Genomic DNA, 12,018 nt, shown 5'->3' on the forward strand with positions numbered 1-12,018 from the left:
GTTCTCCCTGTGCTGATTTACTGGGCCCCGTTCAGCGCTGCTGCTGATTAACCTCAACAGACACCGACTGATGACCATCATATGGCGTGACCGCGCTTTCGCCGAACCAGTCACCGGACTGCGGATTCGCGCTGCCGTCACGAGAAATACGCACCCGCACTTTGACCTGATGCTGCGCTGACAACAAACGATCCGGCATCATCGCGTTGCTGTCATCCAGCGTCAGCGATAGTGGAAAGTGGCCTGGCGGCACACGCTTCACCGCGACCGGTACCGGCGAAAGCCCGTCGGAAACCGAAATATACATGACTCCGCCCGGCGGTAACATTTTTTCTGCCGCGGCGGAGAGGCTGATGGTCAACGGTAAGCTGCCCGCCTGTTCACCGGCCGCGGCTTTTGCCTGAGCGATACTGTGGGTGATTTTTTCCACCCGTGAATCGCCTGCCGGCAGCAGCGTCAGCATGGTCTGCCAGGCATCAATCGCCTGCGCATAATGTTGCTGTTCCCAGGCGTTAAAGGCCAGCAGCGCCAGAATGCGCAAATTGCTGCCATCCTGCTGCTGCATTTCCTGCAACAGGGCGCCGCCTTCACGGTTATCTTCTGCATCGCCGGAGCGCGTCAGCACTTCAGCATAGCTTAAACGCACCTCTTCGTTGGTCGGTGCCAGTTGCAATGCGTGCTGAAAGGCCTGCGTGACGGTGGTGACATTGTTCAGCACCATGCCGATGCGCCCCAGAATCATCCAGTCGTTGAGGTTTTGCGGATCCTGCTGCAGGCTGCTGCGAATGCCCAGCCCAAGCCGCGCCAGCTCTTCCATCGACAGCGGTTTGGCCTGCGGATCCATCATCCGCGCGCGCAGCTGCGGCAGCGAGGCCTGCACCTGTGTCCAGGCCGTCAACTGCGTCAGACCACCGGTTTTCAGATAGACGCCCAGCGTGACGCCGATCAACAGCAGCACGCCTGGCAGCAATACCCAGCGGGAAACCGGGGCGCGCGCGTTGCCGGTCTCAGCATCAGGAATATCCGCCAGCAGCGTCTGTTGCAGTTCGCGCACCATTTCTGGCCGCTCCGCTACCGTGCCCTGCGCTTCATCTTCCTCCAGCTCCTGCAAACGCTGATGATAAAACGCCTTGTTCAGGGCATCGCGCTGATGGCGATCGACGCCGTGATTCCGCCAGGCTGGCAGCACAAACAGCGCGCAGGCGGCCAGCAGTAATAATAAAAGCGTTAGCCAGTAGAGGCTCATGGTTGCTTCCTGTTGTGATCGAGCAGCGCATTCAGCCGCTGTTGCTCATCGCTATTCAGCGTGGGTGCCTGCCGCTTACGGCTGCGTAAAATAATCACCGCCCCACCCACCAGCACAAACAGCAGCGGGCCGAGCCATAAAATCAGCGTCGCAGCGGTCAGCGGCGGCTCATAGGTCACAAAGTTGCCGTAGCGCGCTACCATGTAATCGGTGATCTGCGCCTTGCTCTGCCCTTGCTTCATCAGCTCATACACCTTCAGCCGCATATCCGCCGCAATCATGGCGTTGGAATCGGCGATGCTGTTGTTCTGGCATTTCGGGCAGCGCAGCGAGGCGGTGAGCTCGCGATACTGCTGCTCCTGCGCTACCGAATCAAAGTGCAAGGTATCGATAGCCGCGAACAGGCTGCCGCTGAGCAGCAGACCTGCCAGCAATATAACGATGCGCCTCATACCCCGCTCTCCCGGCTGTATTTCTCCCACAGCGGCTTCACTTCCTGATTCCAGACGCGCTCGTTGAGATCGCCAGCGTGGCGATAACGAATAATGCCTTTGCCATCGATCAGAAAGGTCTCCGGCGCGCCATATACGCCGAGATCGAGACCCAGCATACCGTTACCGTCGTACAGGCTGAGCGCATAGGGATTGCCCAGTGTATTCAGCCAGTTAATCGCCTTGCTGCGATTGTCTTTGTAGTTCAGCCCGACCACGCGAATGCCCTGTTCGGCCAGTCCGTTAAGGTATTGATGCTCGGCACGGCAGGTCGGACACCAGGTAGCCCAGACGTTAAGCAGGATCGGCTTGCCGTCAGTGAGGATCTGCTGATCGTAAATTTTGCCAGGCTGATCCAGCGACTCCAGCCGAAACACGGGCACCGGCTTGCCAATCAGCGCCGACTCCAGCCGCGTAGGATCGTCGCCGCTGGCATTGCGCGTCAGCTGCCAAAGCAGCGCCGTCGCCAGCAGTAAAAACAGCACCAGCGGGATATAAAGGATTTTTTTATTCATGCTGGCTCCTGCTGCGTTTTTTTACGGGAACGGTAGCGCGGATCAAGCAGGCAGAGCACGCCTCCCGCCGCCATAAACAGGCCACCAAACCAGATCCAGCGAACAAAAGGCTTGTAATAAATTCGCACCGCCCAGGTGTTGTTATCCAACTCTTCGCCCAGCGCCGCGTAAAGATCGCGGGTAAAGCCGCCGTCGATGGCCGCTTCGGTCATCATCGCGCGCGCCACATTGTAATAGCGTTTTTCCGCATGCAGCGTTGCTTCCGGCTTGCCGTTACGCGTGACGTCGATGATGCCTACGCCGCCGCTGTAGTTAGGGCCTTGCAGGCTGTGCACGTCGCGAAAGGTAAAGTGATAGTGGTGAATATCCACCGTGTCACCCGCTTTCATGCGCACATCGCGTTCGACGCTGTAGCTCTGGCTGAAGGCGATGCCGATCACCGTCACCGCGACGCCAAGATGGCCCAGCACCATGCCCCAGTGGCTGCGCGAAAGGTGGCGCAGTCCGGCAAAAAAGCGATGCCGATGGGTGGCGCGTTCATGCAGTTCCATCAGTGTCAGCAGAATTACCCACACTGCCATCAGCAGGCCAACTACCGTCATCGCCTCAATGCGATCCTGTAGCAGCCACGGCAGCACAATGGAGAGCGCCAGCGTAACCAGCAGCGCTACCGCCAGCCGCCGCCACAGTTTTTGCGGCTCATCACGACGCCAGCGCACCAGCGGGCCGATGCCCAACGCCAGCGCCAGCGGTGCCATCAGCCAGGTAAACATCGTATTAAAGAAGGGTTCGCCAATGGAGATGCTGCCGAGGCCGAGCTGTTTGTGCACCAGCGGCAGCAGCGTGCCGAGCAACACCACCAGCATCGCGGCGATCAGCAGCACGTTATTGCCCAGCAGAAAGGATTCGCGCGACCAGGCTTCATTTTGCACCCGACTACGCACCTTGCTGCCCTTGATGGCGTAAAGCAGCAGCGAACTGCCAATGACAATCACCAGAAAGGCGAGAATAAACATGCCGCGCGCCGGATCGGAGGCAAACGAGTGCACCGAGACCAGCACCCCGGAACGTACCAGGAAGGTGCCGAGCAGGCTTAACGAAAATGCGGTAATGGCCAGCAGCACCGTCCAGGCTTTGAACGCGCCGCGTTTTTCGGTCACCGCCAGCGAGTGAATCAGCGCGGTGCCCGCCAGCCACGGCATAAACGAGGCGTTTTCTACCGGATCCCAGAACCACCAGCCACCCCAGCCAAGTTCGTAATAGGCCCATGCCGAGCCAAGCACAATGCCAATGGTCAGAAACACCCACGCCGCGGTGGTCCACGGACGCGACCAGCGCGCCCATGCGGTATCAAGTCGTCCAGCCATCAGCGAAGCGATAGCAAAGGCAAAGGCCACCGAAAAGCCGACGTAACCCATATAAAGCAGCGGCGGATGAAAAATCAGCCCAATATCCTGCAGCATGGGATTGAGATCGCGGCCATCAATCGGAAAGTCGGGCAAGGTGCGGGTAAAGGGATTGGAGGTTAAGGTGATGAACAGCAGAAAGCCGAAGTTAATCATCCCCATTACCGCCAGCACGCGCGCCACCGCATCCTGCGGCATGCTACGGCTAAACAGCGCCACCGCCAGCGTCCAGCCGCTGAGCATCAGCACCCACAGCAGCAGCGATCCTTCATGCGCGCCCCAGGTGGCAGCAATGCGGTAGTAAACCGGCAGTTGGGTGTTAGAGTTGGCCACCACATAGGCGACGGTAAAATCATTGGCGATAAAAGCGTGAATCAGAATGATAAACGCCGCGGCGATGCAAAAAAATACGCCCCAGGCGAGCGGGCGTGCCAGCGCCATTAATCGTCCATCCTGGCGAGCGGCACCCCATAAAGGATAAACGCTTAACAGCAGCGACAGCCCCAGCGCCAGACAGAGCAGAAAGCTGCCAATTTCAGGGATCATGGTTGTGCCCCCGCCAGTGCAGCCGGGCTGGTATGGTTCTTTTTCATGGCGTCTTCAATTTCCGGCGGAGTATATTTTTCATCGTGCTTGGCCAGCACCTCTTTTGCATTGATCAGGCTGCCGTTCTCCAGCACGCCCTGCGCAACCACGCCCTGCCCTTCACGAAACAGATCGGGAAGAATCCCCTCAAAGGTCACGCTGACCACGCCACTGGCATCATAAAGTTTGAACGAGACCTGCAGGCTTTGCGGATCGCGCTTCACGCTGCCCGGCATCACCATGCCGCCGACGCGCAGGCGCTGACCAGGCTCGGGTTTTTCGTGCGCCTCGCCTTTGCCCTGCAGAATTTCACTCGGGGTATAAAACAGATCGATATTGGCGCGCAGCGCATACATCACCAGCGTGGTGATTAATCCCAGGCCCACGACAATAGCGATAACGACCAGCATGCGGTTTTTACGGCGGCTGTTCACGGTTGATCTCCTGCCGACGTGGCGTGGTTTTTCTGTTTCGCCGCACGGATGCGCCGATCGCGGGCCTGCTGCTGTTGAATGGCGGTGAGCAAGCGACGTCGTTGCAACACGGTGTGCAGCACCAGCCCGGACAGCGCAATCAGGGTGACGATCACCGAAAGCCAGACGAAGAAGGCGTAGCCGCCCATGGCAAAAAACGCCTGCCAGGATGAGAATGCTGGCGTCATGGCTGGCCTCCGGTTTTCGTCGCCACGGCAATTGCCCACGGGCGATGCCGTTCGGTAAACAGGATCAGGTTACGCAGCCGCATCAGCGTCAGGGTAATAAACAGCAGCAGGCAGCCAAGGATCGACCAGCGCAACGGTGTACGCATGCTGGGCGCAATCGCCTGTTGCAGCATGCCGGACGATCCCTGATGCAGCGTATTCCACCACTGCACCGAATAGTGGATGATCGGCAGATTTACCACGCCCACCAGAATCAGGATGCTGGCCGCGCGGCCCGCCAGACGGCGATCGTCAAACGCATGCCATAGCGCAATCACGCCCATATAAAGGAACAGCAACACCAGTTCAGAGGTTAACCGCGCATCCCAAATCCACCAGGTGCCCCACATCGGTTTGCCCCAGGCAGAGCCGGTAACCAGCGCGATAAAGGTAAAGGTTGCCCCCACCGGCGCCATTGCCGCCGCCGCCAGATCGGCCATTTTTATCTGCCAGATCAGGCCGGTAAACGCCGCCACCGCCATCGCCGCGTAAATGCCCATCGACCACATGGCGGCCGGAACATGAATATAGATAATGCGATAGCTGTTGCCCTGCTGGTAGTCCGCCGGGGCAAAACCAAAGCCCCAAATCCAGCCGGTTAACAGCGTCGCCAGTGCCAGCAGCGCAAACCAGGGCACAAGACGACCGCATAACTGGTAGAGCCGCTCAGGCTTTGCCAGCTGATGTAACCACTTCCACATTTTTATTGCTCACAGTGAAGATAAGAAATCGAATCAGTGCAGGCTGATACGCAACGCGGCGGCGGTCGCAAACGGCGACAGCATGGCGCTGAGCACCAACATCGCGCCGAGAATGGCCAAATAGCCGCCGATCGGTAAACCCATGCCGGCGGCATCGATGGCCGCACTGGCAAATATCAATACCGGTATCGCCAGCGGCAATACCAACAGGCTGAGCAGCACGCCGCCACGCCGCAGGCCCACGGTCAGCCCGACGCCGATCGCCCCTAAAAAGCTGAGCGTCGGCGTGCCGAGCAACAGGGTCAGCGCTACGGCGCGCCAACTCGCCATATCCAGCGACAGCAGCAGCGCCACCAGCGGCGACAGCAGGATCAGTGGTACGCCGGTCAGCAACCAGTGCGCCACCACTTTGCCGATCACCGTGATCGGCAGCGGCGTGGGCAGCAGCAGCAGTTGCTCCAGCGAACCATCGAGAAAATCATCGCGAAACAGCCGCTCCAGCGCCAGCAGCGAGGCCAGCAAGGCAGCCACCCAGACGATGCCCGGCGCGATACGCGCCAGCAGCTGCGGCTCCGGGCCGACGCCCAGCGGAAACAGCGTAATCACGATCAGGAAAAACCACAGCGGATTGACGATCTCTGCGCCGCTGCGAAAGGCGAGCTGCAGTTCACGCCGGATAACGCGGATCAGCATGCGTCAGGCTCCACGCCGCACAGCTGGATTTTGCGCACGCGTCCATTGCCTTCCGGCAGATCCTGATGGGTAGTTAAGATGACCATGCCCCCGTTATCGGCATGTTGCATGAAATGCATCATTAATTTTTTTACGCCCGATTTATCGATAGCGGTCAGCGGTTCATCGAGGATCCACAGCGGCGCCTGGCTAAGCCAGAGACGCGCCAGCGCCACACGCCGTTGTTGTCCGGCAGAAAGCTGCGCCACCGGCACCGTTTCATAGCCGAGCAGATCGACGCTTTCCAGCGCTGCATCGCGCTGCGCTTCCGTGCTGGTCGCATGTAAAAAGGCCAAATTTTCGCGTGGCGTCAGCACCGCTTTGATTCCGGCATGATGACCTAAGTAGAGCAGATCGCGATGCCAGCGCTCACGCTGACGCGCTATCGCCGTGCCGTGCCAGTGGATAGCGCCGCTTTCCGGCTGGCTAAGCCCGGCCAACAGCCGCAGCAGCGAGGTTTTTCCGGCGCCATTCGGCCCGTCAATCTGCACAATATCGCCCGCGTCCGCGCGAAAATTCAACGCGCTAAATAGCGTACGCTCATCGCGAACACAGGTGAGATTAATGATTTCCAGCATGAGGGAAAAATCGCGCTATAAAAATGAGGGCGGCATGATAACACATGCCAGCATACTGCCGAAGCGCGCGCGGTGGCCGCAAAGGCCGCTCTGGCCGCGGATTGCCCTGCTGAAACGGCAAAAGCGGGCTAAAATAAGCAGAGTTAATACCTTGTTACTCTTGGTTGTATTTACCGTAACAATTTCAGAACACAAAAACCCGCTACGCTTATTGCCGTGCGCAAATATCACTGGGGAAAAACATGAAGTCAGAAGAAACAATAAAAGAGCACGACGGCGAAAGTAACGAAGTCGATAGCGAAGAAAAAGACAAGGGCGAAGAGATTGAGGTCGACGAGGAAGATCTGCCTTCCGGTGCCGCGGCGATCCATGAACAGATTCGTGAAGATGGTCAGAAAGAGCTTGAGCGCGACGGCATGGCGCTGCTCTGGTCCGCGATTGCCGCTGGTCTGTCTATGGGCGCATCGCTGATGGCGAAAGGGATTTTTCAGGTCCATCTGGAAGGCGTGCCCGGCGGCTTTTTGCTGGAGAACCTCGGCTACACCTTTGGCTTTGTGATTGTCATCATGGCGCGTCAGCAGCTGTTTACGGAGAACACCGTCACCGCCGTGCTGCCGATCATGCATAAGCCCACCGCAGGCAACTTTGCGCTGCTGCTGCGCCTGTGGGGATTGGTGCTGCTCGGCAATATGATCGGTACCGCCATTGCGGCGCTGGCTTTTAGCCAGATGCCAATCTTTGACGATGCCACGCGCCAGGCATTTACCCATATCAGCGAGAAAGTCATGGAGAATTCGCCTGGCGAGATGTTTGCCAATGCGGTGATCTCCGGCTGGATCATCGCTACCATGGTGTGGATGTTCCCTTACGCAGAATCGGCAAAAATCGTGGTGATCATTCTGATGACCTGGCTGGTGGCGCTTGGCGATTTGGCGCATATCGTGGTGGGTTCGGTGGAAGTGTTCTATCTGGTATTTACCGGTGCCGCGAGCTGGCATGAATTTTTATGGCCGTTTGCCGTGCCGACGCTGCTTGGCAATATCACCGGCGGCACGCTGATTTTTGCGCTGATCAGTCATGCGCAGATTCGTAACGACATGAGCAACGACAAGAAGCAGAAAACGTCGTCGCGTAAAAAAACTGCCTCAAAACAGTAAAACGCGCGCCGCTGGCCACTCTGGTGCCAGCGGCGCGTTGCCCCTAAGGATGATTGATGTCCCCTTCCGACCAGCAACTTGAACACCTTTATCAACAGGCTACCGAGCGTACGCTTACCGGCTGGCAGCAGCAGCCCGATATCGGCAACCTTCTGAGCGCGCCGCGCTATGCACAGGATAAATTTGCGCTTACCGCGGGTATCACGCCGGTCATAAACGCGGAGATTCAGTCACTGTTAGCCACGCTGCACCAGCTCGCCGCCGAGGATCCGCTGGCCGATGTCATGCCGCCTGGCGCAGTGCATTTTACCTTTCTCGCCATTACGCCGCCGCACTATGACACGACGGATGCGCAGGATGATTTCAGCCAACTGACACAGGCATTTCAGGCGATTACACCGCTGCGCGTGCGGCTGGAAAAACTGCGGCTGGTGGCGCTGCCAGGGCAGCTGTTGCTGGCGGGCATACCCGATGCGTACAGCCTGGCCATGCGCGCCACCTTCACGCAACAATTGCTGGCAAGCCCATGGCAGAACGCGTTGCACCAGCGCTATCCGCATACGCCGCTGCCGCCGCCCTTTTGGCACAGCACCCTGCTGCGCTATGAAGCGGAGCAGCTACCGCTGCACTTCCGTGCGTTTTTCATGCAGCATCAGCATCGATTTTACGGCGCGGTCGATGCGCCGCTGAAGCTGGTGATGAGTAATTACAACTGGAGCAAAGCCAGAGTGATTGCCGCCTCGCCTTAGTTAAAAAGCGCGAAGGTGCTGACAAAATAGGAGCCGGCAAAGGCGACATAGCTCAGCCACACCAGCATGATTAGCGTCACAGAGAGTTTGAGAGACATGATGTTACCTCGTCAGCAAGGGGGTCAGGGAAAGCGTCTTTACTTTCCTTTACGTTATGCCTGGCTGCTAAAGGCGTTATTGATCCAGCGCAATAGTGCGTGAATTGGCGATAACAGAGATAATGCGCTGCTGACATTAGCCGGCTCAGACCGCATTCACTGCAACAAAACCCGGCCATCACTTGTAAAAAATGCGGCAATTACGGTAACATGCGCCGCGACACTGATGTGTCAGGTTGTCTCCTTAGTTAAATGGATATAACGAGCCCCTCCTAAGGGCTAGTTGCAGGTTCGATTCCTGCAGGGGACACCATTCTATAGTTCGCCACCCTCCGTAACAGTTCGCAAAACCCCTTTAGATACAAGCCAACAACCAATTATCCATTCGTAACCGCTCGCAATGGTTCGTTAATAGCCGCCCCCTTCGGCAGGTAAAAAATGAGTCACTAATTTTACCCATCGGAATCTTATCTATGCTCACCATTAAGCAGGTCGATGCGATCAGGCCGAAAGATAAGCCGTACCGCCTGCTTGATAGCAATGGCCTGCACCTCTGGCAGGTGTCAGGCAAAAAAGCCTGGCAGTCAGGATACAAAATTGGTGGTAAGAAGAAGGTTTTTTCACAGTGCCGTGAAGACCGGCTTCAATCCAACCCGCATAAAGTTGCACTCCCCTGGCAGGCTATACAGCTCAGCGCCCAGCGCAATACAATCCCCTTCCCGGTTAATGCCTCTATTTCAGGAGCACCTGAAATCAGTTAGCAACCGTTTATAAGATTGAGATGAAGTAATCCGCTGAGCTAAAGGGGGATGGCTTCAGATTAGGCTAAAATTCTATAAACAAGCGTCAGCAAACCCCACTGAGGTAACGACGCGGTTTAACAGAAAGAGGACGGAAAATGAAAATTACTGTGGTTTTTGAGGATACTGGCGTTGAAGAGGAGCATGAGTTTGAATCCAAACCTCGCGCCGGAGATTTAGTCACATTAACGCGCGATGGGAAAGGTGAAGATTATATCGTTATCATTGAGCCTGACCCCGATCACACCCATGACAATGGACGTGATGGCTACCCCAAAAAGGCCAGGGTCCGGCCCGCATAATGATCGCTGAAACCGCCCGCACATGGCGGTTTCAGCGTGCGCACTACTCAGTCAAACACACCATTAATCACCGCGGTGACCACGGCGGTGCTCAGTGCAATCAGCACCAGATTATCGCCCACGATTTTCCATTCATGGCCGGGATAATAAGGCAGTTCATTGAGTATCGACGGCGGCAAGCTGCGTTTAGCGATGCCCGGCGGAAGCGGCTTACCGCGCGCGAGATTTTTGGCGATGCCTGGCGGCAGGGATTTGTAGCCGGTAATGCCATATTCTTCGGCCAGGCCACGGGCAAAGGAATAGCCGATATCACGCTCAGCATCACGCGGGTTACCGCCCTTTTTATGGCCGCCTTTGCTTGCGTTGCCCTGCCCTTTCTCCGCATGCTTGCTGTTGCCGTGGGCGTTACCTTTGCCATTGCCGTTACCATGCCCATTACCGGGATCGGCAAGCACAGAAAAACTGGAAAACACTATGCATAGCGCCAGCACAGCAGAATGTGATTTAACGTTCTTATTCATGTTTTTATTCCCGCGAGGATAATCAACATCAATCTATCGCTGGTCCTGATAAACCGCAATCAGCAAAAAGCTCATCTGCGATACCGCCCTTGTACCCGCGGTTAAAAGCCTAGTTGCAGGCTGAGTACCACAATGCCCGGCAATATAAATCCTGACCGGAAACTCACGTAGCGGTTAATCTCATATTTCACGCCATGATAAATATAGGGAGCAAAGCCGATGCCGGAGAGTTTTTTCATTTCGCGGTAAGCACCCGCATCGCCGCATTGTGAAAACGGCTTGATAAAAAACTCTCCGGCATAAACATATATGCCTTCAATCACCAGATTGTGATATTCCCCCCAGCGCTTCTCCATGCCCAGTAGCGCACAGCGGTTGCCTTCGCTATTGATTAGCGTGCCGCCATACAGGCTGTAATCGGACTTTTCGTCTATCTGCTTCTCCAGCGCAACCAGCTCATTTTTAAAGTATTGTGTGTAATCCTTTGTTGGCGCGTAAGCGTGCCAGACAAAAGAGGCGGTGTGTAACGAGTAAAGATCCATTTCACTGGCGGCGGCATTCGATAAGCCTGCGCTCACCACAAGCGCAGCGCAGACCGCGCTTTTTACGTTAATGCCCACGTGTATTTCCTGAAAGCGAATCTGCATTCTGGCTGAATAAATACTGATTGCGATAATACTGTGATTATATTCAGCCACCCGGCATTTACGCTTCGCTTAATAATAGCCGAGGCGGATGCCGTAATTAACATAGAGCAAGGCGATTTCAGGAACAAATAAAAAGTAGTTCTTACGCTGATTCTGTGATGAGAAAGGATAAAGGCAAATTCAGACGGACCGAATGTTGACGATGATCAACGAGCAGGGTTCACCTGATGAATTAGCTTACTGGCAACGCGATCCAGGGATCGCGTTGCCAGCGTCATTAAAGATCCAGTGGCAGCAGACATCAATCCTGCTGAGGTTGCTCTTTGTGCTGCTCTCTTCCACTCTCTTGCGGCAGATCGTCTTCATACACGGGAATTTCCGCATCGTCTGGCACGGGTTCAACATAATCGGGTTGGGGTGTCATAACAGGGATCCTCACTGGAAACAGGTAAGTTAAGCGTAGTCGATAAGGGCGCTGGCGATAGCGCTGCTTTCATGTCGCGGATCCTGTCGATCCTCAGCGAAGCAAAATAGAGCGGATAAAAAATGCGGTACGCGGCAGCAGTGAAAAAAACAGAAACTTGCCTGATGCTCTTTCTCTTCAGATGCTATTAATCACGCCATGAACAAATTGACTCGTCCATAATGCAAGAACAGGACTGCTAGCACTGACATCCTGACCTAATCCTGCAAAATCAGGGTCAAATCAGCAAAAGAAGTATTTTAAATACACCTCCGATCAGCGACTTTTCGCAAATCATAATTGTACAAAGCACTGCATTTTGTATAA

At 56.0% G+C, this 12,018-nt stretch carries 16 protein-coding genes and 1 tRNA gene; 5 read left to right on the forward strand and 12 right to left on the reverse strand.

The window, feature by feature from the left end:
• Window positions 1-31: 31 nt before the first annotated feature.
• Genes ccmI through ccmA form a run of 9 tightly spaced genes read right to left on the reverse strand, consistent with a single transcriptional unit; the run spans window position 32 to window position 6,954 of the window.
• Window positions 32-1,246, reverse strand: a complete 1,215-nt coding sequence (ccmI, locus tag EM595_RS12585) for a c-type cytochrome biogenesis protein CcmI (RefSeq protein WP_067432581.1) — start codon at window positions 1,244-1,246, stop codon at window positions 32-34.
• On the reverse strand, window positions 1,243-1,698 hold the full coding sequence (locus EM595_RS12590; protein ID WP_067432584.1) for a cytochrome c-type biogenesis protein: 456 nt from the start codon (window positions 1,696-1,698) through the stop codon (window positions 1,243-1,245). The genes ccmI and EM595_RS12590 overlap by 4 nt, the downstream gene beginning before the upstream one ends.
• A complete protein-coding gene (locus EM595_RS12595; protein ID WP_067432587.1) occupies window positions 1,695-2,252 on the reverse strand; it encodes a DsbE family thiol:disulfide interchange protein in 558 nt (185 codons plus the stop codon). Before EM595_RS12595 ends, EM595_RS12590 begins: the two co-directional genes overlap by 4 nt.
• Window positions 2,249-4,204 carry a heme lyase CcmF/NrfE family subunit gene (locus EM595_RS12600; protein WP_067432590.1) on the reverse strand — a complete coding sequence of 652 codons (1,956 nt, stop codon included), beginning with the start codon at window positions 4,202-4,204 and terminating at the stop codon, window positions 2,249-2,251. Before EM595_RS12600 ends, EM595_RS12595 begins: the two co-directional genes overlap by 4 nt.
• Entirely contained in the window at window positions 4,201-4,677 is a 477-nt protein-coding gene (gene ccmE / locus EM595_RS12605) for a cytochrome c maturation protein CcmE (protein WP_067432593.1), read from the reverse strand. Before ccmE ends, EM595_RS12600 begins: the two co-directional genes overlap by 4 nt.
• Window positions 4,674-4,904 carry a heme exporter protein CcmD gene (gene ccmD / locus EM595_RS12610; RefSeq protein ID WP_067432596.1) on the reverse strand — a complete coding sequence of 77 codons (231 nt, stop codon included), beginning with the start codon at window positions 4,902-4,904 and terminating at the stop codon, window positions 4,674-4,676. Before ccmD ends, ccmE begins: the two co-directional genes overlap by 4 nt.
• On the reverse strand, window positions 4,901-5,644 hold the full coding sequence (locus EM595_RS12615; protein WP_067432599.1) for a heme ABC transporter permease: 744 nt from the start codon (window positions 5,642-5,644) through the stop codon (window positions 4,901-4,903). Before EM595_RS12615 ends, ccmD begins: the two co-directional genes overlap by 4 nt.
• A 33-nt stretch (window positions 5,645-5,677) precedes the next feature.
• Window positions 5,678-6,337 (reverse strand): heme exporter protein CcmB, encoded by a 660-nt coding sequence (ccmB, locus tag EM595_RS12620; protein ID WP_067432603.1) that lies wholly within the window; start codon window positions 6,335-6,337, stop codon window positions 5,678-5,680.
• Window positions 6,331-6,954, reverse strand: a complete 624-nt coding sequence (gene ccmA, locus EM595_RS12625; protein WP_067432606.1) for a cytochrome c biogenesis heme-transporting ATPase CcmA — start codon at window positions 6,952-6,954, stop codon at window positions 6,331-6,333. Before ccmA ends, ccmB begins: the two co-directional genes overlap by 7 nt.
• 242 nt (window positions 6,955-7,196) lie before the next feature.
• Here ccmA and EM595_RS12630 point away from each other — a divergent pair, with 242 nt between their 5' ends.
• The 5 genes from EM595_RS12630 to EM595_RS12650 all read left to right on the forward strand — a co-directional run bounded on the left by EM595_RS12630 (window position 7,197) and on the right by EM595_RS12650 (window position 10,060).
• Window positions 7,197-8,111 (forward strand): formate/nitrite transporter family protein, encoded by a 915-nt coding sequence (locus EM595_RS12630; protein WP_067432609.1) that lies wholly within the window; start codon window positions 7,197-7,199, stop codon window positions 8,109-8,111.
• 56 nt (window positions 8,112-8,167) lie between these two features.
• A complete protein-coding gene (locus tag EM595_RS12635) occupies window positions 8,168-8,860 on the forward strand; it encodes a hypothetical protein (RefSeq protein WP_067432612.1) in 693 nt (230 codons plus the stop codon).
• Between the two features lie 336 nt (window positions 8,861-9,196).
• Window positions 9,197-9,271 (forward strand) — tRNA-Arg (locus EM595_RS12640).
• 160 nt (window positions 9,272-9,431) lie between these two features.
• Window positions 9,432-9,719, forward strand: a complete 288-nt coding sequence (locus EM595_RS21535; protein WP_371317189.1) for an Arm DNA-binding domain-containing protein — start codon at window positions 9,432-9,434, stop codon at window positions 9,717-9,719.
• A 137-nt stretch (window positions 9,720-9,856) separates the two neighbouring features.
• On the forward strand, window positions 9,857-10,060 hold the full coding sequence (locus EM595_RS12650; RefSeq protein WP_067432615.1) for a hypothetical protein: 204 nt from the start codon (window positions 9,857-9,859) through the stop codon (window positions 10,058-10,060).
• 47 nt (window positions 10,061-10,107) lie between these two features.
• Here EM595_RS12650 and EM595_RS12655 read toward each other — a convergent pair whose 3' ends face one another.
• The 3 genes from EM595_RS12655 to EM595_RS21480 form a co-directional block, all read right to left on the reverse strand.
• Window positions 10,108-10,581 carry an anti-virulence regulator CigR family protein gene (locus EM595_RS12655; RefSeq protein WP_067432618.1) on the reverse strand — a complete coding sequence of 158 codons (474 nt, stop codon included), beginning with the start codon at window positions 10,579-10,581 and terminating at the stop codon, window positions 10,108-10,110.
• 101 nt (window positions 10,582-10,682) lie between these two features.
• Window positions 10,683-11,201, reverse strand: coding sequence for a hypothetical protein (locus EM595_RS12660; RefSeq protein ID WP_067432620.1), 519 nt, complete (start codon window positions 11,199-11,201; stop codon window positions 10,683-10,685).
• A 328-nt stretch (window positions 11,202-11,529) separates the two neighbouring features.
• On the reverse strand, window positions 11,530-11,652 hold the full coding sequence (locus EM595_RS21480; RefSeq protein WP_262385444.1) for a hypothetical protein: 123 nt from the start codon (window positions 11,650-11,652) through the stop codon (window positions 11,530-11,532).
• Window positions 11,653-12,018: the final 366 nt, after the last annotated feature.

The sequence above is a fragment of the Duffyella gerundensis genome (assembly GCF_001517405.1).
GTDB lineage: Bacteria > Pseudomonadota > Gammaproteobacteria > Enterobacterales > Enterobacteriaceae > Duffyella > Duffyella gerundensis.